General features: G+C 67.4%; 27 protein-coding genes. 2 read left to right on the plus strand and 25 right to left on the minus strand.

Going from position 1 to position 24,707, the window contains the following annotated elements; genetic code table 11:
• Window positions 1–11: 11 nt before the first annotated feature.
• Genes PTT45_RS21390 through PTT45_RS21485 form a run of 20 tightly spaced genes read right to left on the minus strand, consistent with a single transcriptional unit; the run spans window position 12 to window position 17,975 of the window.
• Window positions 12–1,238: a beta-ketoacyl-ACP synthase gene (locus PTT45_RS21390; protein WP_273816007.1), complete on the minus strand. Its 1,227-nt coding sequence runs from the start codon at window positions 1,236–1,238 to the stop codon at window positions 12–14.
• Entirely contained in the window at window positions 1,238–1,966 is a 729-nt protein-coding gene (gene fabG, locus PTT45_RS21395) for a 3-oxoacyl-ACP reductase FabG (protein WP_273816008.1), read from the minus strand. The genes PTT45_RS21390 and fabG overlap by 1 nt, the downstream gene beginning before the upstream one ends.
• Window positions 1,963–2,424, minus strand: a complete 462-nt coding sequence (locus PTT45_RS21400) for a hotdog family protein (RefSeq protein WP_273816009.1) — start codon at window positions 2,422–2,424, stop codon at window positions 1,963–1,965. Before PTT45_RS21400 ends, fabG begins: the two co-directional genes overlap by 4 nt.
• Window positions 2,421–3,623: a beta-ketoacyl-[acyl-carrier-protein] synthase family protein gene (locus PTT45_RS21405; RefSeq protein ID WP_273816010.1), complete on the minus strand. Its 1,203-nt coding sequence runs from the start codon at window positions 3,621–3,623 to the stop codon at window positions 2,421–2,423. The genes PTT45_RS21400 and PTT45_RS21405 overlap by 4 nt, the downstream gene beginning before the upstream one ends.
• Window positions 3,623–4,117 carry a hypothetical protein gene (locus tag PTT45_RS21410; protein WP_273816011.1) on the minus strand — a complete coding sequence of 165 codons (495 nt, stop codon included), beginning with the start codon at window positions 4,115–4,117 and terminating at the stop codon, window positions 3,623–3,625. The genes PTT45_RS21405 and PTT45_RS21410 overlap by 1 nt, the downstream gene beginning before the upstream one ends.
• Window positions 4,117–4,827 (minus strand): class I SAM-dependent methyltransferase, encoded by a 711-nt coding sequence (locus PTT45_RS21415; RefSeq protein WP_273816012.1) that lies wholly within the window; start codon window positions 4,825–4,827, stop codon window positions 4,117–4,119. Before PTT45_RS21415 ends, PTT45_RS21410 begins: the two co-directional genes overlap by 1 nt.
• Before the next feature lie 13 nt (window positions 4,828–4,840).
• The gene (locus PTT45_RS21420; protein ID WP_273816013.1) at window positions 4,841–6,088 is read right to left on the minus strand and encodes an NAD(P)/FAD-dependent oxidoreductase; all 1,248 of its coding nucleotides are present in this window, start codon (window positions 6,086–6,088) and stop codon (window positions 4,841–4,843) included.
• A complete protein-coding gene (locus PTT45_RS21425) occupies window positions 6,075–7,223 on the minus strand; it encodes a sodium:proton antiporter (protein ID WP_273816014.1) in 1,149 nt (382 codons plus the stop codon). Before PTT45_RS21425 ends, PTT45_RS21420 begins: the two co-directional genes overlap by 14 nt.
• On the minus strand, window positions 7,220–9,547 hold the full coding sequence (locus PTT45_RS21430) for an MMPL family transporter (protein WP_273816015.1): 2,328 nt from the start codon (window positions 9,545–9,547) through the stop codon (window positions 7,220–7,222). Before PTT45_RS21430 ends, PTT45_RS21425 begins: the two co-directional genes overlap by 4 nt.
• On the minus strand, window positions 9,537–10,145 hold the full coding sequence (locus PTT45_RS21435) for an outer membrane lipoprotein carrier protein LolA (RefSeq protein WP_443218221.1): 609 nt from the start codon (window positions 10,143–10,145) through the stop codon (window positions 9,537–9,539). Before PTT45_RS21435 ends, PTT45_RS21430 begins: the two co-directional genes overlap by 11 nt.
• A complete protein-coding gene (locus PTT45_RS21440) occupies window positions 10,142–10,567 on the minus strand; it encodes an acyl-CoA thioesterase (RefSeq protein WP_273816016.1) in 426 nt (141 codons plus the stop codon). The genes PTT45_RS21435 and PTT45_RS21440 overlap by 4 nt, the downstream gene beginning before the upstream one ends.
• Complete coding sequence (locus tag PTT45_RS21445) at window positions 10,560–12,101, minus strand: HAL/PAL/TAL family ammonia-lyase (protein ID WP_273816017.1); 1,542 nt, start codon at window positions 12,099–12,101, stop codon at window positions 10,560–10,562. Before PTT45_RS21445 ends, PTT45_RS21440 begins: the two co-directional genes overlap by 8 nt.
• Window positions 12,082–13,026 carry an LpxL/LpxP family acyltransferase gene (locus PTT45_RS21450; RefSeq protein WP_273816018.1) on the minus strand — a complete coding sequence of 315 codons (945 nt, stop codon included), beginning with the start codon at window positions 13,024–13,026 and terminating at the stop codon, window positions 12,082–12,084. Before PTT45_RS21450 ends, PTT45_RS21445 begins: the two co-directional genes overlap by 20 nt.
• Window positions 13,023–13,757 (minus strand): glycosyltransferase family 2 protein, encoded by a 735-nt coding sequence (locus tag PTT45_RS21455; RefSeq protein ID WP_273816019.1) that lies wholly within the window; start codon window positions 13,755–13,757, stop codon window positions 13,023–13,025. The genes PTT45_RS21450 and PTT45_RS21455 overlap by 4 nt, the downstream gene beginning before the upstream one ends.
• A complete protein-coding gene (locus PTT45_RS21460) occupies window positions 13,750–15,414 on the minus strand; it encodes an AMP-binding protein (RefSeq protein ID WP_273816020.1) in 1,665 nt (554 codons plus the stop codon). The genes PTT45_RS21455 and PTT45_RS21460 overlap by 8 nt, the downstream gene beginning before the upstream one ends.
• Window positions 15,411–15,956, minus strand: a complete 546-nt coding sequence (locus tag PTT45_RS21465) for a hypothetical protein (RefSeq protein ID WP_273816021.1) — start codon at window positions 15,954–15,956, stop codon at window positions 15,411–15,413. The genes PTT45_RS21460 and PTT45_RS21465 overlap by 4 nt, the downstream gene beginning before the upstream one ends.
• A 3-nt stretch (window positions 15,957–15,959) precedes the next feature.
• Complete coding sequence (locus PTT45_RS21470; RefSeq protein WP_043310265.1) at window positions 15,960–16,223, minus strand: acyl carrier protein; 264 nt, start codon at window positions 16,221–16,223, stop codon at window positions 15,960–15,962.
• Window positions 16,224–16,235: 12 nt separating this feature from the next.
• Window positions 16,236–16,496 (minus strand): phosphopantetheine-binding protein, encoded by a 261-nt coding sequence (locus PTT45_RS21475; protein WP_192312272.1) that lies wholly within the window; start codon window positions 16,494–16,496, stop codon window positions 16,236–16,238.
• Window positions 16,477–17,286, minus strand: coding sequence for a lysophospholipid acyltransferase family protein (locus tag PTT45_RS21480; protein ID WP_273816022.1), 810 nt, complete (start codon window positions 17,284–17,286; stop codon window positions 16,477–16,479). The genes PTT45_RS21475 and PTT45_RS21480 overlap by 20 nt, the downstream gene beginning before the upstream one ends.
• Entirely contained in the window at window positions 17,259–17,975 is a 717-nt protein-coding gene (locus PTT45_RS21485; RefSeq protein WP_273816023.1) for a beta-ketoacyl synthase chain length factor, read from the minus strand. The genes PTT45_RS21480 and PTT45_RS21485 overlap by 28 nt, the downstream gene beginning before the upstream one ends.
• A 228-nt stretch (window positions 17,976–18,203) precedes the next feature.
• Between PTT45_RS21485 and PTT45_RS21490 the strand changes: the two genes are divergently transcribed.
• Complete coding sequence (locus PTT45_RS21490; protein ID WP_273816024.1) at window positions 18,204–18,968, plus strand: ParA family protein; 765 nt, start codon at window positions 18,204–18,206, stop codon at window positions 18,966–18,968.
• A 173-nt stretch (window positions 18,969–19,141) separates the two neighbouring features.
• Here the strand turns inward: PTT45_RS21490 and PTT45_RS21495 are convergent, their stop codons facing one another.
• From PTT45_RS21495 to PTT45_RS21510, 4 genes are all read right to left on the minus strand, one after another.
• On the minus strand, window positions 19,142–19,936 hold the full coding sequence (locus PTT45_RS21495) for a universal stress protein (RefSeq protein WP_273816025.1): 795 nt from the start codon (window positions 19,934–19,936) through the stop codon (window positions 19,142–19,144).
• Window positions 19,937–20,049: 113 nt separating this feature from the next.
• Window positions 20,050–20,493: a YiiD C-terminal domain-containing protein gene (locus PTT45_RS21500; protein ID WP_273816026.1), complete on the minus strand. Its 444-nt coding sequence runs from the start codon at window positions 20,491–20,493 to the stop codon at window positions 20,050–20,052.
• A gap of 97 nt (window positions 20,494–20,590) precedes the next feature.
• The gene (gene trxC / locus PTT45_RS21505; RefSeq protein ID WP_273816027.1) at window positions 20,591–21,025 is read right to left on the minus strand and encodes a thioredoxin TrxC; all 435 of its coding nucleotides are present in this window, start codon (window positions 21,023–21,025) and stop codon (window positions 20,591–20,593) included.
• 54 nt (window positions 21,026–21,079) lie between these two features.
• A complete protein-coding gene (locus tag PTT45_RS21510; RefSeq protein ID WP_273816028.1) occupies window positions 21,080–22,057 on the minus strand; it encodes a sulfite exporter TauE/SafE family protein in 978 nt (325 codons plus the stop codon).
• A gap of 184 nt (window positions 22,058–22,241) precedes the next feature.
• Between PTT45_RS21510 and PTT45_RS21515 the strand changes: the two genes are divergently transcribed.
• Window positions 22,242–23,504: an MFS transporter gene (locus PTT45_RS21515; RefSeq protein WP_273816029.1), complete on the plus strand. Its 1,263-nt coding sequence runs from the start codon at window positions 22,242–22,244 to the stop codon at window positions 23,502–23,504.
• Between the two features lie 220 nt (window positions 23,505–23,724).
• On the opposite strand, the gene PTT45_RS21520 is transcribed toward PTT45_RS21515, so the two are convergent.
• Window positions 23,725–24,681 carry a hypothetical protein gene (locus tag PTT45_RS21520; protein ID WP_273816030.1) on the minus strand — a complete coding sequence of 319 codons (957 nt, stop codon included), beginning with the start codon at window positions 24,679–24,681 and terminating at the stop codon, window positions 23,725–23,727.
• Window positions 24,682–24,707: the final 26 nt, after the last annotated feature.

Raw genomic sequence — 24,707 nt, forward strand, 5'->3', positions numbered from 1 at the left:
TGTGTCTGCGCTCAGTTCCAGCGCTTGAAGATCAGCGAGGTATTCACCCCGCCGAAGGCGAAGTTGTTGTTCATCACGTACTGGTGGCTCATCTGGCGGAACTCGCCGCGCAGGTAGTCCAGCTCGCCGCACTCCGGGTCGACATTGTCCAGATTCAGGGTGTGCACGTAGCTGTCCGAGTTCATCATTTCGATGCTGAACCAGGACTCCAGCGCGCCGCAGGCGCCCAGGGTGTGGCCGAAGAAACTCTTCTGCGAGCTGATCGGCATGCGCGGGCCGAACAGGCTGCTGGTGGCCAGACTCTCGGCCGCGTCGCCCTGGGCGGTGGCGGTGCCATGGCCGTTGACGTAGCCGATGGCGGTGGGCTCGAGACCGGCATCTTCCAGGGCCAGCTCCATGGCGCCGCGCATGGTCGCCTGTTCCGGCTTGGTGGCGTGGATGCCGTCGGAGTTGCAGCCGAAGCCGACGATCTCGGCGTGGATGGTCGCCCCGCGCGCGAGCGCGTGCTCCAGCTCCTCCAGAACCAGGATGCCGGCGCCTTCGCCGATCACCAGGCCGTCGCGGCCGGCGTCGTAGGGGCGTGGCGACAGGTGTGGGGTGTCGTTCTTCAGGCTGGTGGCGTAGAGCGCGTCGAACACCATGGCCTCGGTCGGGCACAGTTCCTCGGCGCCGCCGGCCAGCATCATCTTCAGGCGGCCGAACTTGATTGCCTCGTAGGCGTAGCCGATGCCCTGGCTGCCGCTGGTGCAGGCGCTGGAGGTCGGGATCAGACGACCCTTGAGGCCGAAGAAGATGCTGATATTGGCCGCCGTGGTGTGCGGCATCATGCGGATATAGGAATTGGCATTGAGGCCATCGGCGACCGAGTTGAGCAGCATATTGCCGAACGCCTTGATCTCGTCGGTGCTGCCGGTGGACGAGCCGCAGGCCACGCCCATGCGGCCGTCCTGGATGCGCTCGTCACCGAGTAGGCCGGCATGCTCCAGGGCGCGCTCGGCGGCGTACACCGCCAGCTTGGACACGCGACCCATGCTGCGGGTCTGCTTGCGCGACCAGTGCTTGGGCTGGACGAAGTCGTCCACCGGGCCACCCAGGCGGGTGTTCAGCTCGGTGAAGCGATCCCACTCGTCCATGCGGCGGATGCCGCTGCGGCCTTCCCTGAAGGCGGCCGAGATGGTCGGCCAGTCGCTGCCCAGCGAGGTGATACCGGCCATGCCGGTGACGACTACACGTTTCATCAACACAAACCACCGTTCACCGCGAGGACCTGGCGGGTAATGTACGCCGCCTCGTCGGACATCAGGAAATTCACTGCCCCGGCCACTTCTTCGGGGGTGCCCATGCGCGCGGCCGGAATCATCTTGAGGATCTCGTCCACCGGTACCAGGTCGTCGAGGATCTCGGTGTCGATCAGCCCCGGCGCCACGCAGTTGACCGTGATCTTGCGCTTGCCCAGCTCGATGGCCAGGGCCTTGGCGGCGCCAATCACGCCAGCCTTGGAGGCGCTGTAGTTGACCTGGCCGCGGTTGCCGATCAGCCCGGAGACCGAGGTGATGCAGACGATGCGCCCGGCCTTGCGGCGGCGGATCATCGGCATGGTCAGCGGGTGCAGCACGTTGTAGAAACCGTCCAGGTTGGTGCGCAGCACCTGGTCCCAGTCCTCATCGCTCAGCGCCGGGAAGGCGCCGTCGCGGGTCAGCCCGGCGTTGCATACCACGCCGTAGTAGGCGCCGTGCTGTTCCACATCGGCTTCCAGCGCTGCGCGGCAGGCGGCGCGATCGGAGACGTCGAACTGCAGGATGCGCGCCTGCTGGCCCAGCTCGGCGATCTGCGCCTGCACGGCCTCGGCCTCGTCGCGGCGCGAGCGGCAGTGCAGGACGATGTCGTAACCGGAGCGGGCCAGGCGCAGGGCAATGGCGCGGCCGATACCACGGCTGGAGCCGGTGACGAGGATGGTTTCAGTCATTGCGATTGCTCTTGCTGCTCTTGTAGGTAGCTCGCCACTTCCGGCGGGCGGAACACATTGAGGCGTGCCTCGGCATGAATGTCGGGGCCGTCCAGATGGCACTCGAACACGCCCATGCCGTTGTCGTCCTGCAGCGAGCGCAGGGCCTTGATGCGCAGCTCGGCACCGGCCGGGAAGCGCTCGACGTTGCACTCGAACTTGCGCGTGCCGAGGAGGAAGCCCAGTTCCACCGGCAGTCCGGCCTGGCGCGCCTGGCAGCCGGCGTAGGCGGCCACGCTCTGCGCCATCAGCTCGATACCGACCCAGGCCGGCAGGCTGCCGTCGGCCTGGCTGAACAGGCCGCCGGGGCGCACGGTGAGGCGGGTCTCGATGTCCTCGGCGCCAAAGCTCAGCACCTCGTCGATCAGGATCATGTCGCCGGCATGCGGCACCAGTTCGGCGATCGGCCACAGGCTCATGGTGCGTCTCCCTGTGTGGCATCACCCAGGATCAGCGCGACGTTGTTGCCACCGAAGGCGAAGGAGTTGCTCATCAGCCGGCGGCCGCTGCTGCGCGCCAGCTGATCGCCAGCGCCGACCAGTTGCAGCGGTTCCAGCGCCGGGTCGGCCTGGCCGTCCCACAGGTGTGGCGGCAGCAGGCCGTCGCGGTTGTGTTCGCTCAGGGTCAGCCAGCAGAAGGCCGCCTCCAGCGCGCCGGCGGCGCCCAGGGTGTGGCCGGTCAGCGGCTTGCTCGACGAGCAGGGCACGCCGGCGGGGAACAGGCCGCGCACGGCCTTGCTCTCCATCGCATCGTTGTGCGCCGTGGCGGTGCCGTGCAGGTTTAGGTAGTCGATATCGCTGGGCTGCAGGCCGGCGCTGGCCAGGGCCTTTTCCATCGCCGCACGGGCGCCGAGACCCTCGGGGTGCGGTGCGGAAATATGGTGAGCGTCGGAGGTGGCGGCGCCGCCGAGGAAGGCGATCGGGCTGCTCTCGCGGGTCATGAGGAACAGGGCGGCGCCCTCGCCGATATTGATGCCGTGGCGGTTCACCGAGAAGGGATTGCACGGCTCGGCGGACACCGCTTCCAGCGCCGAGAAGCCGTTCAGGGTCAGGCGGCACAGGCTGTCCACGCCGCCGCAGATCACCGCGTCGCACAGGCCCTGCTGCAGCAGGCGATGGGCGCTGAGCAGGGCGCGCGCGCTGGAGGTGCAGGCGGTGGACTGGCAGTACACCGGGCCGGCCAGTTGCAGCCAGTCGGCGAGGAAGGTGGCCGGCGCGGCCATCTCCTGCTGGGCGTAGTCGTATTCGGCGGGCACTTCGCCCTCGTGCAGGAAGCTGGCGATGCCGTCGCTGGCCTCGCGGATGCCCGAGGTGCTGGTGCCCAGCACCAGGCCGACACGGGCGGCGCCGTAGCGGGCGATGGCGGCGCGCAGCTCGGGCTCGATCTGTTGGGCGGCGGCCAGTAGCAGCTGGTTGTTGCGGCTGTGGGCGGCCTCGAAGCCTGCCGGCATGGCCGGCAGAGCGGCACGCACGGCGCCAACGGTGAGACGGCGGTCAGTGACCCAGCCGTCCTCGGCGCGCATGCCGGAGGCATCGCCGGCCAGCAGCGCGTCGGCCACTGCCTGCTTGCCTTCGCCCAGGGCGCACAGCAGGCCGAGGGCATTTAAATAGCTGGGCATCAGTTGCCTTCTTCTTGGTTCAGCGCGCACACCCGATAGCTGAGCTGCGGTGCGGCGAGGGTGAAGTCCAGTGCGGAACGGTAGCGGATTAGCCAGTCCGGGTTAAGCCGGCGCTGACCATCGGCGCCGCGCTGCCAGCTGCCCGCGGGGTAGGCGGTCAGCGCGTCATCGGTGCTGAGGGCGAACAACAGGGCGGCGAACAGCTCGCGGGCCTCGGCATTCGGTGGCAGCAGGCCGTCGTTGCGCCACTCGCCGTCTTGCAGCAGCTGGCGCGCCAGCGGCACGCCGAGCGGGTCGAACAGCGACCAGCGCAGCGCCTCGCCTTCGGCCTGGATCACCAGCAGCCAGTCGCGCTGCTCAGCACTCTGCGTGCGTTCGATCTGCAGGCTGATGGGCAGTGCGGCTGTCAGTGCGGGGCTGCTCACCGGCACGGGCGTGTGCCCGGCGCAGGCGCCGAGCAGCAGGGTCATGGCGAGCAGTACAGCGCGCAGCATCACGGCTTGCGGGCCACCGCGTTGACCAGGGTCTCGTCGCGCTGGCCGAACGACTTGGCCTTGACGATGCCCCAGCGCTCCAGCAGGCCGAAGTCCTTGGAACGGCTCCACCACAGGTAGGGGTAGGAGACGTTGTGTTCCTCGAACTGGAAGCCCTGCTGGCGCAGCATGCCCAGGTATTCCTCGGCGCTCTTCTGCACATGCATCGGGTGGCGGAACAGCCAGCGGATCACCCAGGTGTCGATGTAGAACTTGGTCGACTCGGCGAACAGCAGCAGGCCGCCCGGTTTCAGCACACGCCAGAACTCGGCCAGGGCCTGTTCCTGCTCGACCAGGTGGTGGAAAGTCTGGTGGCAGAACAGGATGTCGACGCTGGCGTCCGGCAGGTCGATGGCCGCGCAGTCGCTGGCGATCAGCTGCACGTCGAGGCCCAGACGCTCGGCCTCGGCGCGCGAGCAGTCGAGGCTGTGCGGGTCGGCATCCAGGCCGATCATCCGCGCCGGGGCGAAGGCCTCGTTGAGCAGGCCGAACGAGCGGCCCTGGCCGCAGCCGGCGTCGAGCAGCACCGGTGCCTGCGGCAGTGGCGCGTCGACCAGGCGCTTGAGGTCGTTGATCGCCACGCGCAACACGTGGTGGTGCCACACGTGGCTTTGCAGGAACCAGAAGCCGAAGCGGGTTTCCTCGACGTAGGTAGGGGCGGCGCGTTCCATCGACAGGGTTTCCTTAATTGGTCGCGCAGATCTCGGCCAGCACGCCCAGGCGGCGCTTGGGCTCGGCGACATAGGGGTTCTTCTCGTCCCAGGCGTAGCCGGCGAGGATCGAGGAGATCATGCGGCGGATCTCCGGCGTGGCCTTCTCGTAGAAGATCACGTCCTGGAAGGTGCCATCGTACCAACCCTGCACATACACGCGGAACGTATCCACGCCGCGCTTGAGCGGGATGGCGAACTCGTTCTCCCAGTCCACCGCCTCGCCGCTGAGCTGGCGGTGCAGCAGCCCGGCGGCCATGCTCGCCGAGCGCATGGCGATGGTCACGCCGGAGCTGAACACCGGGTCGAGGAACTCGGCGGCGTTGCCCAGCAGGGCGAAGCCCGGGCCGTGCAGGCTCTTGACGTTGGCCGAGTAGCCGCCGATGGCGCGCGCCGGGGTGTCCCACACGGCGTTCTCCAGCACCCGGCTCAGCGACGGGGTCTCGGCAACGAACTGCTTGAGGCAGGCGTCGAGGTCCTTCGGGTAGCCCTCGTAGTGCTCGGCGGCGGAAACCACGCCCAGCGAGCAGCGGCCGTTGCTGAACGGGATGGTCCAGAACCACACGTCACGCAGGGTCGGATGGGTGGTGATGAGGATCTTCTCGCGGTCGAAGCCGGAGGCCGGGTCGATGCGGTCCTCGATGTGGGTGAACACCGCCTGGCGGATCGGGAAGGACGACGGCGTGTCGAGGTCGAGCAGGCGCGGTAGCACACGGCCATAGCCGCTACCGTCGAGGACGAAGGCGCACTCGACTTCATATTCGTGGCCGTCGGCCAGGCGACGTACCGACAGGCGCGGGCAGTCACCGGCGAAGTCGGCGGCGTAGATCTCTTCCTCGTAGCGGATCTCCACGCCCTGCAACTCGGCCTGGTCGGCCAGCAGCTTGTCGAAGTCGGCGCGGATCACCTGGTAGGTCGAGCCCTTGCCTTCGGTGAATTTGTCGCGGAAGTCGAACTCGGTGTAGCGCTCGCCCCAGGCGAAGGCCGCACCGTGTTTGGTCTGGAAGCCGGCGGCGGTGACCGCCTCGAGCATGCCGGCCTCCTCGACGAAGTCGAGGCAGTGCGACAGCAGGCTCTCGCCGATGGAGAAGCGCGGGAAGCGCTGGCGCTCCAGCACCAGTACGTCGTGGCCCTGGCGCTTGAGGATGGCGGCGGCGATGGCACCGGAAGGGCCGGCGCCGATGACGACGATCTGACGTTGTTCGACTTCAGGAGACTTCATAGCGGCTTCGTGCCTCGTTGTTGTGGACATGCCTGCCGAGCAGCGCCGGCAGCAGAGTGGAAAACAGGCTCATCAGCAGCAGGCCGAAGTAGATCAGCGAATCGATCAGCTGCAGCTGCAGGAGCAGATTGAGGAAGACGATTTCGGTGAGGCCGCGGATGTTCAGCAGCAGGCTCTCGCGCCACTTCACCCGCGCCGCGGCGCTCGGGTCGGCCCAGTGCAGACCGAGCCAGCTGCCGAGCACTTTGCTCAGTACCGGCAGCGCCAGCAGGATAGCGATGACCAGCCATGAGTAGTCTTGACCTATGCCATGGAAGTCCACGCGCAACACGCCGAAAGTCAGGATCAGCGGCACTGCCAGGCCGTTCATCAGCAGCTTCCAGGCGCGCTCCGGCAGCGGCAGCACGAATGGCTGCTTGAGCCAGCCCAGGCACAGCATGTAGGCGATGCCGAAGACCAGCGCGTTGAGCTTGAGCTGCTGGAACAGCAGCATCAGGGCAAAGAACGGCAGGCTGTAGAACAACGGGTGGCGCAGCTTGAGCAGGCGCAGCAGCAGCGGCAGGGCGGCGGCCAGCAGCGGCCACAGCAGCGCGGCCGGGTGGCTGCTGCCCTGGGCCAGGCCGAACAGGCTCCAGCACAGGAAGTCCATCAGGATCGCCGCATGCAGCAGGCGTTTGGTGTCCGCCGCCGGGTAGCCGATGCTCTGCAGGAACAGGTACAGCACCGGGATCGCGGTGATCGAGAACAGCAGGCCGATGCCCACCGAGCTGAGCCAGCTGCGCTCGCCGGGCAGCAGCCAGAGCGAGCAGGCCAGGCCGGCCAGCATCGGCACCAGGAAGCTGGGCAGGGCGATCTTCACGCAGGCCGGGCTGAGATCGAGGTCGATCACGTCGCTGAGGATGTAGCCCAGCAGCAGGGCGAAGCACAGGCCGTAGAGCATGCTCAGCCAGGTCGGCGCCAGCAGGTCCTGGGCGCTCAGCTGCCAGTGCGGCTCGACCCACAACAGCAGCAGGGTGGGAATGGCGATGGCCGCCACCAGCAACTGACCGACGATGGGGATCAGCCGGCGCCCGCCGATGATCGCCATCAGGGCGTAGATCGCCAGGGCCAAAAGCCAGAATCCGAGCACGGTCACGCGAGTACCTCCTTGTGCGGCCGCGTGGCGGCCCAGGGCGAGAGCAGGAAACAGAACAGCAGGCCGAGGCTGATGGCCAGGCCGAAGTTGGCGATGGCCGGGGTCTGGCTGATCAGCAGCAGACCGAACGACATCCACGCGGTGAGCGCCGAGAGCAGGGTGCCGAGCAGGCTCACCGCCGGCCCGCCGATGTTCTCGCGCATGAGGATCGCGTAGTCGACGCCGATGGCGGTGATCAGCAGCAGGCCGAACAGGCTGAACAGGGTCAGCGGCTGGCCCAGCCAGCCGAGGCAGGCCAGTGCCGCCAGGGCCGAGAGCAGGGGCAGGCAGATCACCCGTAGCGCGCCGCCGAGGCCGAAGGGCAGGCACAGCAGCAGAAAGATGGCGGCGCTGGAGATCAGCTTGAGCTCGGCGGCGCTGAGCTGGGTGGCAGCGAACAGGCCGTTCAGCTCACCCAGGCGGTCGATCAGCTGCACGCCTGGCAGCCCTTCGGCGGCCTGTTGCAGCAGGGCCGCATCGTTCAGGCCCTGCAGGCTGACGATGCCGGCGACTTCGTTCTCATGACGGCCCAGCCACAGCGGGCGCCAGGCTTCGCCCAGCGGTCCGGCCAGGGCTGCTGCCAGGTCGGGTTGCGGCGAATTCAGCAGCTCGTTCAGTTCTGCGCGCAGGGCCTCTTGCGGCAGGCCGAGGTCGAGCAACGGTTGCCAGTGTTGCGGCAGTTTGGCCAGTGCGGCGCGCAGCGGCGCCAGTTCGCTATCGGGCGCTGCCAGCTGGCTAAGGGCGCGGTAGCCGCGCAGATGACCGGCGGCGATGGCGGCGTCCAGACGTGCACTGAGTTCGGCCTGACGTTGCAGCAGCTGTTGTTCGTCGGCGCCGCGTACCAGGAAGAACTGGCTGGTGGGCTGCTGGCCGGTCAGCTCGGCGATGCGCCGGGCCTCGCTCATCAGCCTCGGCTCCTGGCCCAGCCACTGGCGCAGGTCGTTCTGCGGCGCCAGCTGCCACAGGCCACCGGCGCAGAACGCCAGCAGGAGCGCTAGCCACGGCCAGCTGCCAGTGCGCGCCAGCAGGCGTTCGCGGCGTTGTACCAGGCGCTCTGCCGCGCCGCGCAGGCTGGCCGGCGGCGCCAGGCGCAGGTTGTTCAGCCAGGCCGGCAGCAGGCACACCGAGCACAGGTAGGCGCCGATCAGGCCGGCGGCGGAGAACAGGGCGATCTGGGTCAGCGCCGGGAAAGGCGTGAAGGCTAGCGCCACGTAGCCGGCCAGGTTGGTGCCCAGGCTCAGGCTCAGGCCCGGCAGGGTCTCGCGCAGGGCGGCCCAGCTCGACCACTGGCCGTCGCCCCAGCTCTTGCTCAGGTAGTGCTGCGGGTAGTCGGCGGCGACACCGACCAGGCTAGCGCCGAGCACCAGGGTCAGCGCGTTGATCTGGCCGAACACCAGCACGCAGGCGGTGCAGCCGGCCAGCAGCGCCACGCCCATCGGCAGCAGGCTGACCAAGATGCGCGGGCGGCGGAAGGCCAGCAGCAACAGCAGCAGGGTGCCTAGGGTGGCACCGCCGCCTATCAGGGCGATCTCGCGGGTGGCCTTGGCCTGGCCGGCTGCCGCGTGCAGGGCGCCGCCGGCCGCCAGCAGCTGGCCGCCTTCTGCACTGACGTGCTGGCGCAGCTCGGCGACGGCGGCGGCGATCTGCGGCGGCGCCTGCATATCGAAGGCATCGCCGCGGGTGCGCAGGCGCAGCAGCGCCCAGGTGGTACCGTCGTCCTGCAGCAGCAGGGCGCCGCTACCGAGGTCGGCCTGGATGCGGCTGCCGGGGTTGAGCGTCTGCTGGGCGCGCAGGCCGAGGCCTAGCCAGTCCTGCTCGGTGGGCAGCAGGCCGAAGCCGGCGAAGGTGTCGAACAGCTGCTGCGCGCGCTGCTCGATGAAACTGTCCGGCTGCTCGATCAGCAGCTGGCGGTCGGCCGGCGCCAGCAGGGCCAGGCGTTCGCCGCGCAGCTGCTGGCGGATGGCCTCGAGATCGGCCTGCAGGCTCCACTGCACCTTGTCGAAGCGTCCGCTGGCCTGCCACTGCTCGCCGGCCTGGCGCACCAGTTCGATGGCGCGCTCGCGCTGCGGTTGGCCGATAAGGATCAGCAGCTCGCGCGACAGCGGCTCCTGCATGCGCTGCTCGGCCTGCTGCACCAGCTCGTCGCCGGCACCTTTGGGCAGCAGGGCGAGCATGCTGGCCTGCACCGGCGGACCGTCGCGCCACTGCCAGGCCGCCAGCGCCAGCAGGGCCAGGAGCAGGGCGCCGAACAGGCGCGGCAGCAGGCGTTGGGCGCTAATGGACAAGGTCGCCGCGCTCCTGCTCGGTCAACGCGTCGCCAGCCTGGCTCTGCGGCATCTTCAGGACAGTGCGGTCGCCCTGGGTCTCGATCAGTTCGATGCGCTCGACCAGCGCGCCACCGTCGATGCGGATGGCGCTGAAGATCTGCTTGAGCAGCAGCGAGTGCGGCGTGAGTTCGAGCTGCCAGGCGTGCTGTTCGCCACTGAGCTTGAGGTCGAAGTCGCGCTCCAGGCCCGAACGGTCACCCTTGAGCACGGCGAGGAACAGGCGGCTCTGCTGGGCGGCCACATCCTGGCCTGGCTGCTGTTGCCAGCCTTCGGCGGTGCGGCGGGCGATGCCGGCATCGTCGATGCGGTAGTCCTGCTTCAGCGGCTTCTGCAGCAGCCAGAGCAGGCCGTGCTCGCGCGACAGGGTGAACTGACCCTGGCTGCTCAGCGGGGTGGGCAGCGCGCGCAGGTGCTTCTCCTGCACGAAGGGGCCACGCACCACCGTGGGCTTGGCCAGCTGGGCGCTGAGGTCGGCCAGGTCGAAGGCATGGGCCGCCGGCATCAGCGCCAGCAGCAACAGGCCCAGGCCCCCACGCAACAGCGGACGCAATCTCACCCGATGACCCTGGCGACGGCGTCGGTGAACACCTTGGGCGAGGCCAGCAGCATCTCCCGCGTGGCGATCTCCACCGCCACCTGCACGCTGCTGCCACGGGTCATGCGCTCGCCGGTCGCCACATCGGTGATCAGGTAGTTGATCTTCAGGCGGTTCTCCCACTCCACCAGGTCGGCGCGCACCTTGATGCGCTGGCCGAACTGGGCGCCACGGATATAACGCACCTGCATGTCGATGATCGGCCAGGCGTAGCCGGCGTCGCGCATCTGCCGGTAGTTGTGGCCGAGCTTGTCGAGCAGGGCGCAGCGCGCCTCCTCGAAGTATTTGACGTAGTGGCCGTGCCAGACCACTTCCATCATGTCGACGTCGAAGAACGGGACGAGAATCTCGATCTCCGCCTGCAGCACGCCTTCCTTACGCATACAGCCCCCAGTGGCGCGTGCGGATGCGCACCAGGCACAGGCGCAGCTCGCCTTCCAGGGCGCGGTCTTCGATCACCGGCGGGAAGTCGACGGCGAGCTGTTCGCGCATGGCGGCCAGCGGTGCGGGGATGTCGCTCTTGCCGGCGCGCTCGCGCAGCCACACGCCCTGGTTGGCGGCCAGCAGGGTGGCGGCGGCGACCTGCTCGGTCAGCTCCAGGCTGCGCAGGGCGTCGCGCGCGGCGATGGTGCCCATGCTCACCTTGTCCTGGTTGTGGCACTCGGTGGAACGCGAGAACACGCTGGCCGGCATGGTGTTTTTCAGCGCTTCGGCGGTCCAGGCGCTGGTGCCGATCTGCACGGCCTTGAAGCCGTGGTTGATCATCGCGGTTTCCGCCGGGGCGCCGGACAGGTTGCTCGGCAGGCCGTGGTTGTAGCGGGTGTCGACCAGCAGGGCGAGCTGGCGGTCGAGCAGGTCGGCGACGTTGCCGACCAGGTTCTTCAGGCTGTCCATGGCGAAGGCGATGTGCCCGCCGTAGAAGTGGCCGCCGTGCAGGGTGCGCTCGGTCTCGGCGTCGAACAGCGGGTTGTCGTTGGCGCTGTTCAGTTCGATCTCGATGAACTGGCGCAGCAGGCCCAGGCTGTCGGCCAGCACGCCGAGCACGTGCGGTGCGCAGCGCAGCGAGTAGCGGTCCTGCAGGCGGTGCAGCGGCGGCAGCGGCTCGGCCACGGCCAGGTCTTCGCGCAGCCAGGCGGCGACCTGGGTCTGCCCCGGGTGTGGCTTGGCGGCGAACAGGCGCTCGTCGAAGTGTTCCGGGTTGCCTTCCAGCGCCACCACGTTGAGCGCGGTGATGCGCGTGGCCAGCTGCAGCAGGTAGTCGGCGCGCGAATAGGCCAGGCAGGCCAGGGCGGTCATCACCGCGGTGCCGTTCATCAGCGCCAGCGCTTCTTTCGGGCGCAGGGTCAGCGGCGTCCAGCCGAGTTCCTTGTGCACGTCGGCGGCGCTGCGGCGCTCGCCCTTGTACATCACCTCGCGCTCACCACTGAGGGTGGCGGCCACATAGGACAGCGGGGTCAGGTCGCCGCTGGCGCCGACCGAGCCTTCTTCCGGGATCAGCGGCAGCACGTCGTGTTCGAGGAAGGCCTGCAGGCGCTCCAGCAGCTCCACGCGCACCCCGGACACCCCGTGGCACAGCGACTGCAAACGGGCGGCCAGCACGGCGCGGGTGCTGGCCTCGTCGAGCAGCTTGCCCAGGCCGCAGCCGTGGAAGGTGAACAGGTGCTGGGGCAGCGCCTCGACCTGGTGCAGCGGCACGGCCACCACGCAGGAGTCGCCGTAGCCGGTGGTGACGCCGTAGATCACGCCTTCCTTGTCCAGCAGGGTGTCGAGGAAGCGCGCGCCCTTGGCGATCTTCTCGCGGTAGGCGGCATCGTTCTGCAACTGGGCACGGGCGCCGCGTTGGGACAGGGCGACCACTTGTTCAATGGTCAGCTGCTGTTCGCCGAAGGTCACGTGGTCAAGCGGGTAGGTCGTCATGCTCGTTCCAGAACGGGTAGAAGTTGAACCATTGCTGCGGAGCGTTCAGGCAGCGTTCGCCAAGACGCTCGGCATAGCGTTGTACCCAGCCGCGGATCACCTCTTCCCGCTCGCGGCGCGTCCACTGGATGCGCTCGGCGAAGGGTTCGAGGATCACCTGGTAGCGGCCGTCGATCTTCAGGCAGCTCATCAGGTTGACCGGGCATTGCAACAGTCCCGCCAGCAGCCACGGGCCCTGGGGGAAGGCGGCCGAGTGGCCGAGGAAATTCACGCTGACATTGCGCCCGCCGTGCAGCGGCACGCGGTCGCCGGCAATCGCCAGCCACTCGCCGCGCTCCAGACGCTCGGACAATTGCAGCATGATCGCCGCGTCCAGTTCGCTGACCTGGATCAGGCGCAGGTGGCTGGCGCCGGCCTCGCCGAGCAGGCGGTTGAACTGCTCGGCGTGCTTGGTGTGCACCAGCACGTTCATCTGCACCTTCTCGCCCAGCTCGGCCAGGGCGCGGCACACCTCGAGGTTGCCCAGGTGGGCGCCGACCAGCATCTGCCCGCGTGGCTCGCGGTGCAGCTGGCCGCGCAGGTCGTGGGGGTCGATCAGGGTGATCTGCTCTAGGCCGAGGCGGCCGTTCCACACGTCGAGCTTGTCCAGCAGGGCATCGGCGAAGGCCATGAACTGGGCGAACACCGAGCCGAAGCGCGGAGCCAGCTCGCTGCGGCCGCTCCAGGCGGCCAGGTTGTGTTGGTACTGGCGGATGCTGCGTCGTGCCTGGCGGCCGAACAGGAAGAAGTACAGGACGATGGCGTACAGCAGCGGCGTCAGCGCGCGGCGGCCGAGCACGCGCACGGCGCCGGCGGTGAACTTCATCAGCAGGAAGTGGCCGCGCTCGCGCTGGCCGGCCCAGTGTTCGGCCTTCTGCCCGTTCATCCGCGCCACCTGCACCAGAGGATCAGCGGCGCGCGCAGCAACATGCCGAAGAACAGCTTGGCGTGCATTTTGGAGATCAGCGCGTTGTCATGGAACAGGCGGAAGTGCGACAGGCCGTCCAGCGGGTAATGCACCTTGGTCGGCAGCCACTGCATCGGCTGGTTGCGCCAGGCCAGGCGCACCAGGATCTCCGGGTCGAAGTCCATGCGCTTGCCCAGGTTGCAGGCCTCGATCAGCGCCACTGTGGCCGGTAGCGGGTAGACGCGGAAGCCGCACATGGCATCGCGGATCGACAGCGACAGGCTGTTGATCCACACCCACACGTGGGTCAAGTAACGCGCATACAGGCGGCCCTTCGGCACGCTGGCGTCGTACTGCGGGTAGCCGCAGACCAGCGCCTGCGGATGCTCGCGGGAGGTGCCGAGGAAGGTGGCGATATCGGCCAGGTCGTGCTGGCCGTCGGCGTCCACCTGCAGGGCGTGGGAGAAGCCCAGGCGCTGCGCCTCGCGCAGGCCGGCCATGACCGCGCCGCCCTTGCCCTGGTTTACCGGCAGGCGCACCAGGTAAGTATTTTCTTGAGCTGCCAGTTCATTCATAACCGCCGCGCAGGCTGCGCTGGAGGCATCGTCGACCAGCACGCAGGGCAGGCCGGCTTCGTGCAGCGCGGTGACCACCACGGGCAGCGCGTGCTCGTGGTTGTACACCGGGATCACTGCGCAGGGCTTATGCACTGGCGGCTCCCAGCAGGATGCGGCCCGAGGAGCACGGCGCCTCGCCGTTGCGGTAGGCGAAGTACAGCTTGCCGCGCTCGGCGTCGAAACGCAGGGTCAGCTGGATGCGGTCGCCGGGGCGTATCAGTTGCTGGAACTTGAGCACTTCCATGCCGCAGAAACGCGGCGGCAGCTCGTCGATCAGGCTGCGCGCCAGCTGCTGGGCCCAGTCGATCTGCACCACGCCGGGCAGTACCGGGGTCTGCGGGAAGTGGCCGGTGAAATGGGCCAGATCCGGCGGCACGTCCAGCTCCAGCTGCCATTCGCCGTCGACCAGCTCGGCGGTGCGCGGCTCGACGCGGGTCGGGCGCGGCGCGGCGACCAGCTCGTCGACCTTGCTCTGCGCCAGCTTGCCCTGGCTGCTGTAGGGCAGCTCCAGCAGCAGGCGCCAGCGCCGTGGCAGGGCGATGGCCTCGCAGTGACCGGCCAGGTGCTTGCGCAGGGTTTCGGTGACAGTCTTGCGGCCCTGGTTGCGCAGGGCGTGCAGACCGGCCGGGCTCAGCGCCAGCAGGGCGCCGAGGAAGGCACGGCCCTCCTGAATCACGCCGAGGCGGGCGTCGGCGACCCACTCATGATTCAGCAGCGCCTGCTCCAGCATGGGCAGGGAGATGCGTTTTTCTTCCAGCTTGACGATGCGATCCAGGCGGCCGCGCAGGGCGAAGCGGCCATCGGCCTGCAGCTCGGCTGCGTCGGCGCTTTGCTCGACATGTCCGGCCGGCAGGTAGGGCGAGGCGATGCGCAGGGCACCTTCGTCGTTCAGGCTCAGTTCCACGCCGGGGAACGGCTGCCACAGCTCGCCACCCTGGCGCCAGGCGATGCCGCCGGTCTCGGAGCTGCCGTAGATCTCGCTCGGCTGCTGGCCGAGCTGGCTGCCCAGCTCGACGGAGACTTCTGCCGGCAGCGCGCCGCCGGAGGAGAACACCCGGCGCACCGCGCCGAGGGCGTTCCAGTCCAGGTTGTCGCCCATGCGCTTGAGCAGCGCCGGGCTGGCCACCCAGGCGAAGGCTGGCTGACCCAGACTCTCGCGCTGCAGGTCTTCGGGGAAGGGCAGGGCGCGGCGCCAGAACGGCCGGCCGGCGCACAGCGGCCACAGCACGCGGAACAGCAGGCCGTAGATATGCTGGGCGGCGACGCTGCCGAAGATGGTCGCGTTGGCCAGGTCTTGGCCCCACAGCTGTTCCAAAGCGTCGACCTCATTGGCCAGCTGGCGCAGGGACTTGTCGATCAGCTTGGGTTCGCCGCTGGAGCCGGAGGTGCACAGGGTCAGGCGGCAGGTATCGAGATTCAGGGCGGCGGGAGCAAGGGGCTCGCCATCTAGATCGGCGAGCGAGTCCAGCCACAGATCGGCCTGCTCGCTCAGGCGCTGGCGGCTTTGCGCCTGGGCATCGGCCGGCAGCAGCACGGCGACGCCGGCACGCCAGGCACCGAGCAGGGCGATGGCCAGCTCGCCGGCGTCTTCCAGGTACAGCGCCACGCGCTGCACGCCGCGCGCCTGCAGCGCACCGGCCAGGCGCAGGGCACGCTGTTGCAGCTCGGCATGGTCGAGCGCCGGCTCCAGCGCCACGGCGCGGCCGGCCAGGGGTTGCAGCAGATGGTCGGCGAGTGCCAGCCAGCTCATCCATGTCTCCTTACTTGCTGGCGGATCAACCACTCAGCGGCGAACAACAGGCCCATCAGGGCATAGGCGATCAGCCCGGTGTACAGCGTCCACCAGCTCAGCGGCGCCCACAGGGTCAGGGCCACCACCACCAGGGCGTTGACCAGGAAGAAACCGGCCCAGACCCCGGTCACCTTGCGCGTGTAGCGCACCGCGTGCTCCGGCAGCTCCGGCTCGCGCAGGCGCGCCAGGCGCTCCACCAGCGGCGGGCCGAACTTTAGCGACAGGCCGAACAGCGCCAGCAGCATCAGGTTGAGCAACACCGGGTACCAGCGCAGCAGCGCCGGCTCGCCGGCCAGGCCGAGCAGTACGCAGAAGGCCAGGGCGGCGCCGGCCATCCAGCGGCCACCGGGCTTCTCGCGCTGCGTCAGGGCGCGCGCCAGCCACAGGCCGCCGAGCAGGGCGGCGAACAGGCGTGGCGACAGGTGCTCCATGCCGTAGTACACGGCGAAGGGGTAGAGCAGGCCGGCCACCACCAGCAGCAGGCCAAGCAGACGAGCCATGCGTCAGCCAGCGGTCGTTTCGGCGTTGACCACCTGGTACACGGCCTCGACCACGTCACCGACGGTACGCACGGCCTTGAACTCCTCGGCGGCGATCTTCTTGCCGGTCTGGCGCTTGATGTGATCGATCAGGTCGACGGCGTCGATGCTGTCGATCTCCAGGTCCTCGTAGAGGTTGGCCTCGAGGGTGACGCGCTCGGCGTCCAGCTCGAACAGCTCCACCAGGGCTTCCTGCAGGGTGGCGAAAATCTCTTCACGGCTTTTCATGATCGTGCGTCCTCAGGCGGCCTGTTTCGAGGCGACGAAAGCGGCCAGGCTGGCGACGTTGGCGAAGTGTTGGCGGGTGTCCTTGGCTTCGGCGTCGATCTTGATGCCGAAACGCTTCTGGATGGCCAGGCCCAGTTCCAGGGCGTCCACCGAATCCAGGCCCAGGCCTTCGCCGAACAGGGTCAGGTCGGCGGCGATGTCTTCGGCGGCCATGTCTTCCAGGCCCAGGGCCTCGATGATCAGGTGTTTGATCTCAGTTTGCAGATCGCTCATCTGTTGCGAGCTCCTTCATGAAGTGTTGGTGCAGATGGTCATTGAGCTTGCGCGAGGCAATCGGCAACGGGGCCAGCTCGGTGAATTGCCGCGGGTCGATATCCTCCCCGACTCGCAGGCGAAAATGGAAACGGCGCGACGGAATGCTGTACCAGGGCTCGGCCTTGGTCAGGGTGGTCGGCGTCACGCTGATCACCACCGGGGTGACGATGCTGGCGCCACGCACCGCAATGGCCGCTGCGCCACGGTGAAATTCCGGTACTTGCCCCGGTGTGGTGCGCGTGCCCTCGGGGAACACGATCAGGGTCTGGCCTTCCTGCAGGGCGCCGGCTGCTTCGTCGAGCATGTCCATGCTGCCGCTGTTGCTGATGAAGCCGGCGGCGCGGATCGGCCCGCGCATGCAGGGGTTGTCCCACAGGCTCTGCTTGACCACGCAGTTGGCGTCGCGGATGAAGGCGATCAGCACCACCACGTCGATCAGCGAGGGGTGGTTGGCGATCACCATCTGCCCCGGACGGCCGAGGCGCTCGGCGCCCTCGACCTCGTAGGTCAGCACGCCGGTGCGGAACATGAACTGGACGAACCAGTAGAAGGTGCGGCTGACCACGGCGCGCGCGCGGGTGCGGTGGGCCAGGGCGTCGCCCGGCAGCAGGGCGAGCAGCGGGAAGACGACGATGCGCAGCAGCACGCCGCCGATGCCGAACAGCGAGAAGCTCAGCGCGGTGGCGATCAGGCGCCACCAGTAGGGCGCGCTGTAGGCACTCAGGCCTTGCTGCGAGACCAGTTCCATTGTCGGCGTTTCCAGTGGTGTTGCAGGGAGGTCGTGCCGCCGCTCAGGGCGCGGACCAGTTCCAGGGCGTGTGGCCATGCAGTGCGCGGGCCGGAGCCCTCGACGAGTTGCAGCTGCCAGTCCGTGCCGGGCCGCAGCAGCAGGGCTACGGCGTAGGGGAAGGGCACGTCGTCGATATAGGGGCGATACAGCTCGGGCGGCGTCTCCTCGGCGACGATCAGCAGCACGCCGGGTGCGCCCTCGCCGAGCAGGGTGGCGGCTTCCAGCAGAGCCTGCTCCAGGCCGTCGCCTTCGGCGGCCAGGGCGGTCATTTCGCTGGTGTCGCCACGCTGGATCGACCACAGGCCGATGATCGCGTTGTGCACCGAGAGGCTGAACTGGGTGGGCGAGAGCGGCTCGTCGTGGGCCAGGTCGCTGAGGATCGCCAGGGTGCGCGGGGTTTCGCCGTGACGCGAGGCGAAAACCAGGGGCATGGGGCCGTACTCTTTGGCCAGCGGCCAGGCGACGTGGAAGGCCATGCGTGCCAGGCGGCTCAAACGCCGGCGCTGCATGGCCGGAAGAAAGCCGACATCGGGCTGTTCGCCGCCGTCCTGCGGGGCGAAGGGGGCCTGTTGCCAGGCGTGCCAGTCGGCTGTGCTGTCCAGGCCAGGGGCCCAGGCACGCCAGTGTTCGATCCTGAATTGAGTCACGCTGAGAGCTCTTCTCGGCCCGTCGGGAGGGCATCCTTGTCAACGACTGGTCCGGCGGGAGCAGGCGGGACCATGGCGAGGTGCTGGCATTATCCAGACCGTGCGCGGCCCGCGCAAACTCCAATATGACCGACCGGACAGGAGGAACGCGCCCGAGCCGCATATTCCTCGCCCTTGACACGGGCTTTGCATAGAATCCCAGACCATCTGCGATCAGGGAGGTGTCACATGCGGCGCGTGGTGTTCAATCAGAAGGGCGGCGTAGGCAAGTCCAGCATTGCCTGCAATCTGGCGGCGGTGAGTGCGGCGGAGGGGTATCGCACCCTGCTGATCGACCTGGATGCCCAGGCCAACTCGACCCATTACCTCACCGGCCTGACCGGCGAGGACATTCCCATGGGTATCGCCGACTTCTTCAAGCAGACGCTCTCGGCCACGTCCTTCAAGAAGGGCAAGGTGGATATCTACGAGACGCCGTTCGACAACCTGCACGTGATCACCGCGACCGCGGAGCTGGCCGATCTGCAGCCCAAGCTGGAGCAGAAGCACAAGATCAACAAGCTGCGCAAATTGCTGGAAGATCTGTCCGAGGACTACGATCGGATCTACCTGGATACTCCGCCGGCGTTGAACTTCTACACGGTTTCCGCGCTGATCGCTGCCGATCGCGTGTTGATCCCCTTCGATTGCGACAGCTTCTCGCGCAATGCCCTGTATGGCCTGCTGCAGGAAATCGACGAGCTGAAGGATGATCACAACGAAGACCTGCAGGTGGAGGGCATCGTGGTCAATCAGTTCCAGCCGCGCGCGACCCTGCCGCAGCAGCTGCTCGATGAACTGGTCGCCGAAGGTCTGCCGGTACTGCCGGTGAACCTGATGAGTTCGGTGAAGATGCGTGAGTCGCACCAGGCCTGCATGCCGCTGATCCACCTGGACCGCAGCCACAAGCTGACCCAGCAGTTCGTCGAGCTGCACAATCTGCTGGAAAGCTGAGTTTTCTCAGTCATGAAAAAGGCGCCCTAGGGCGCCTTTTTCATTTCTATGGTGGAGAGCCCGCGAGCTAGAGCCAGGCTAGGCGAAATCAGGCGAGGGCGCGGAGTTTACTCGTTGTAAATGAGCAGCCCGAGCCTGATTTCAACGACGCATGGCCGACGCGCAGCTGGCTCTCAGCGCACGACGAAGATGTCGCAGGGTGCCTTGTGCAGGTAATGCTGCGCCAGGCTGCCGAGCAGGGCCTGCGACAGCGCGCTGCGGCCGTGGCTGCCGAGTACCAGCAATTGCGGCTGCTGGCTGGCGATGTGCTCCTGCAGGGTGCGCAGGATGCCGCCGGTGCGCACTTCGTGGCTGAGCTTGGGTGCGTTGGCGGGCAGGCGCAGCGCCTCGTCGTGGATCAGCTGGTCGATCAGTGCGCGCTGGGTCAGCAGTTCGGCCTGCTGGGCATTGCCCTTCTGCTGCGGTTCGAATACGTGCAGGGCATGGATGTTCGCCTCGCTCGGCAGCAGCAGCCCGGCCTGGTGCAGGGCGGTGCAGGCACACAGCGAGAAGTCGATGGCGGCCACCGCGCTGCGGTAGGGCTCGGCCTCGTCGCGGGCGGCGAGCAGCAGTGGCACCGGGCAGCGCCGGGCGATGCGGTCCAGGGTGGTGCCGGAGAACAGCTCGTGGCGCTGATGGTGGGCACCGAGTACCAGCAGGTCGGCGCCACTCTGTTGCACCTGTTCCAGCACGCCCTCGGCGGGCTTGCCCTGGCACAGGCGCAACTGGCTGCCGGGCGGGGCGAAGGCGGTGAGGCTGCGGTCGAGCGTCTGCTCGATGCGTTCGCGCTCGGCCTGGCCCAGCTTGGGGTCGAACACGTGTAGCAGGGTCAGCCTGGCGTTGTGCTGGCGGGCGATCTGGGCGGCGCGGCGAAGGGCTAGATCGGCGGTGTCGCGCAGGTCGTGCGCGATAAGGACGTGTCCTGTCATTTCGTTCCCCTTGGGGCGCCTCGTCCATGCGCGGCGCCAGTGAAACCTCTGCGGGTTTTTTAGAATGTGCTTTCTAAATAGACCCGCTTGGGCTCGGGGACAAGTCCCGTACGTCAGTGTTTACGCAATTGATAGAGAGCGCTCGTTTCGGCCACCACTTCGCCGCTGCCGTCGCGCAGCTGCAGCTCCAGGCGGTAGTCGGCTTTGCCAGCCAGTTCGGCCTCGGCCTGGATGCGTTCGATCTCTGCGGCATCCAGTCGCGCCTCGACCGAGATGTCGCTGGTGGCCGGCCGGCGGAAGCGCAGGTTCATTTCCTTGATCAGCGGGTAGAAGCGCTGCACGTCGAAGCTGGTGAGGAACAGCGCTCCACCCGGGATCTCGGCCAGGGTGAACAGCGCGCCGGCATAGAGGGTGCCGATGTGGTTCTGGTTGCCGGCCAGCGGCATGCGCAGGCGCACGAATCCGGGTTCGAGCTGCTCGGCCTTGAGGCCGCAACGTTTGACGAAGTCGATCTTCTCTTCGGTGAATACGCGGGCCATCTCGGCGGGTAGCGGCATGGCGGGGCTCCTGGCAGGGTTGCCCCGAGACTAGCCGCTGGCGCGGTGGCGGCAATGACCGCGGCGCTCGTCGCGGCTGACCGATCCGCTCAGATCGTCAGATGCCCTGGCTGCGCAGCCAGCCGAGCAGCTGTGGCAGCGGCAGGGCGCCGGCCTGGCGAGCGACTTCGACGCCGCCGCGGAACAGGATCAGGCTGGGGATGGAGCGGATGCCGAGCTGCCCGGCCAGTTGCTGGTTGGCCTCGCTGTCCAGCTTGCCCAAGCGGCAGCGACCCTGCAGCTGGCTGGCGGCCTGCTGGAAGGTCGGTGCGAAGGCCTTGCACGGCCCGCACCAGTCGGCCCAGACATCGACCAGCAGCGGCAGGTCGCCCTTGAGCTGGGCCGCGAAGCTCGCCTGGGTCAGTTCGAAGGGTTTGTCGGGCAGCACGGCGCTCTTGCAGCGTCCGCAGATCGGCGCATCGCTCAGGCGCTCGCCGGGAATGCGGTTGAGGCCATTGCAGGCGGGGCAGGGAATCAGCAGGGGTTGGCTCATGTCGGTGTCCTCCTGTCGCCTAGATGGAGGTGACAGGCGTGCAAAGCAAGGGCGTCAGAACAGCGACTTGTAGATGTTGAAGGCGCTGATCAGGGTGATCAGGCAGCCAACGATGGTCATCAGGGTGCGCGCCGGGATCTTCTTGCACAGGAGAGCGGCGAACGGTGCGGCGAACAGGCCGCCGAAGACCAGGCCCGCAACCATCAGCCAGGTATCCAGCTCGCCGGCCAGCAGGATGAAGGAGGCCGCGCTGGACAGGGTCAGGAAGAACTCGGCGAAGTTGACCGAGCCGATGGTGGTGCGCGGGTCGCTACCGGAGCCGATCAGGCTGCTGGTGACCACCGGGCCCCAGCCACCGCCGCCGGCGGCGTCGACGAAGCCGCCGAACAGGGCCAGCTTGGCCACGTGCTTGGGCGCCTTGCGCTGGGCCACATGCAGGTAGGCCTTGCGCAGGATGTACAGGCCCATCAGCAGCAGGTAGGCGGAGATGAAGGGCTTCATCACTTCGCCATCGAACTGGGTGATCAGGATGGCGCCGAGCACCGCGCCGATGATGCCGGGCAGCAGCAGGCGCAGGAACAGCGACTTGTTGACGTTGCCCAGCTTGACGTGGGAGATGCCGGACAGGCCGGTGGTGAACACTTCGGCGATGTGTACGCTGGCGCTGGCAGCAGCCGGTGAGGCGCCGGCGCTGAGCAGGAAGGTGGTGGCGGTGATGCCATAGGCCATGCCCAGGGCGCCATCCACGACCTGGGCGAGGAAGCCGACGGCCACCGCGCTCCAGAAGGTCGGGTTGCTCAGCGCGGCTTCGACGATCTGCATGCCGGTCTCGCCGCCGTGGTCGCCGAAGAACAGGCGCCAGGCCAGGAAGCCGAGCAGGCTGACCAGGATCAGCACCGCCGCCCACATGGCGGCGCGCAGCACGGGGTGGTTGTCCGGGTGCGAGACGTAGTCTTCCACCGGCGGCAAGCCGAGTGCTTCATGCTCCGCGTTGAGCGGGCTCTGGCTGAGGTCGAGGTCGCGGATCTTCATGCAACGGCTGCCTGACAGTGGGTGGTAGAACAGGCTGGAATAAGCAGGCGGCGAAGATAATGGCCTTTGCTTAGATAGTCTAAGAATGTTTGTGTAGGTTTATATTCTTTTTGGTTTTGTACGGAGATTGCCTGGCTGCATCGCCCTGGCCTAGGCTTGGCCACCTTTCTCGCAGGGATGCCCCATGACCTCCAGTGCCCGCCCGAGCAATACCACCCTGGTGCTGCTGGCCTCCCTCTACTGCGCCCAGGGCCTGCCCTCGGGGTTGGTAGCGCACTCGCTACCGGTGTTGCTGCGTCAGCATGGCGTCGACCTGGCGCTTATCGGCCTGCTCAAATTGCTGGCGCTGCCCTGGCTGCTCAAGGTGCTGTGGGCGCCCTGGATAGACCGCATCGGCTCGCGCCGCCTCGGACATCATCGCGGCTGGATCCTGCCGCTGCAGGGCACGGTGATTCTCTGCCTGGCGAGCCTAGCGCTGATTGCCCCGCAGGCATTGTTCGAGTCGGCCTTCTGGCTGCTGCTGGGCACGTTGCTGATCATCAACCTGGCTGCCGCGTCCCAGGACGTGGCCACCGATGGCCTGGCCGTGCGCCTGCTGCCGGAGCGCTGGCGCGGCCTGGGCAACAGCCTGCAGGTGGGCGGCTACAAGGTCGGCATGCTGGCCAGCGGCAGCGGCCTGCTGCTGGTGATCGGTGGGCTGGGCTGGAACCTGTCGATCGGACTGCTGGCCGGGGCGCTGTTGCTGCTGACCCTGCCGATCATTCTGTTCCCGGAAAAGCGCCTGTTGCCGCAGCACGCCGAACAGTCCGAGCCCGCCGGCCCCGGCCTGCTCTGGCACCACTACAAGGGGCTGCTGGCCCAGCCGGGCATGCTGGCCTGGCTGGCGGTGGTGCTGACCTTCAAGCTTGGCGATGCGCTGGGTTCGCCGATGATCAAGCCGATGCTGGTGGACCAAGGCTGGACCACCACCGACCTCGGCCAACTGACCCTGATCAGCAGCCTTGCCGGCATCGGCGGCGCCCTGCTCGGCGGCCTGCTCTACGCCCGCTTGGGAGCCCTGCGTTCACTGCTGATCTTCGGCGCCCTGCAGGCGCTAGGCATCGCTGGCATGGCGCTGTTGGTGGGCAGAGGTGCCGATACGGAACTGGTCTACGCGATCTCGTTGTTCGAACAGATCGCCGACGGCATGTCCACCGTGGCCCTGTTCGCCGTGATGATGCGCATGTGCCGCCCCGAGCACGAAGGCGCCGATTTCACCCTGCAGGCCAGTGCGCAGATTCTCCTGGCGGGGCTGGTGGGCGCCTGCAGTGGGGTGCTGGCCAAGGTGGTGGGGTATCAGATGCTGTTTGTATCGGCCGGAGTTCTGGCGGTATGCATGCTTATGCTATTGCCCTGGTTCTTCGTGCGACATTTGTCGGCTGAGCGCGTTTCGACCGTTCAATCCTGAGCATTACCAGCGTGGGGGCCTGGGTTGCTCGTTGTCGGTTGGAACCTTGGCGTGGGCTATTCCAGGGCTTTGCGTAGGCTACTGACGCCGAAAGCCTCCACGCTTCACTCTTGCACGCCTTAAGCCTGCGTTCCCGCTGCGGGGCGAACGAGTTGGTGTGCGAACCATCTGTACTCAAGTGTGTGCTGAGGTGGTCTGCGGTTAGAGCGATGAAAGAAACCTAACCTGTTGTGGTAGGTGATTCGGTGGACGGCTCGGCGAATTTGATCTGGTAGTAACCCAGCAGGTTTTGACCCTTGGCGAAGGCCTTGCGTATATCTGCGCTCTCCTTGAGCAGTGTTTCGCTCGGCTTTGCATGCTGGTCTGCAGGCAAGGGCTGCGACCAGTCCAGCACTTCCTGTGGAAAGACGGCCTTGGGGCGGCGGTTGACCCACTGGGCGATATGGCAGGGTAAAGTCCAGCCGCTGCAGAACTGGATGACCAGAAAGCCGAAGACATAGCGCGGCCACCAGTGCTCATTGCGGTACACACCTCGGCACATGTGGAAGTAGGCCACGGTACCCTCCTGAAACTCTTCATCGGACAGTACTGGCGTGGGCAGGGCCGCAGTGCCTTCTTCCATATACATACGAATGGCTTCCCACTCGCTGACCGCCAGGCCCAAGTTGCCGCTGGGTATGGTGACCCAATAGACATCGCCGCTACTGGCGTTACGCAGGCCGAGCATCAGGGCAAAGCTGGGCATGACGGCGTACTGGCTAACGATCTGACTGGCCGAAACGCAGGCAATCACCTCTTCCCAGGACACATAGACCGGAGCCTCGCCGCGAAACACCAGGGCGGCTTCGCGGCGCTGGCGGTTAAAACGGACAGGGGATCGGGAGCCGATACTGCGGACAAGGCGGAACATGTTGTAGCCGGCCAAGGCAGCCATGCAGGCAATAAAGCCCCACATAATCGGGTTAAGTTCGTAGTGCAGCCAACTGGGCCAGAACGGCTCTTTATCTCGTCTGAGCCAGGCACCCAAACCCGCTGCAAAGAAGTGCAATATCACCAGTGCCATGACTGAGCCGATATAGGCCCGTGCGGCGAATTCGACGCTGGCCTGGCCGGCGGCTACATCCAGAAAGACCTCATTGGCCTCCTGATGTAGGTTCTGCCCGCTGAGGGCTGGCATGCCGGTAGGCACCGGCTGGGGCGCCA

Origin of the sequence: Pseudomonas sp. Gutcm_11s, from assembly GCF_028649395.1 — a bacterium.
Taxonomy (GTDB): Bacteria; Pseudomonadota; Gammaproteobacteria; order Pseudomonadales; family Pseudomonadaceae; genus Aquipseudomonas.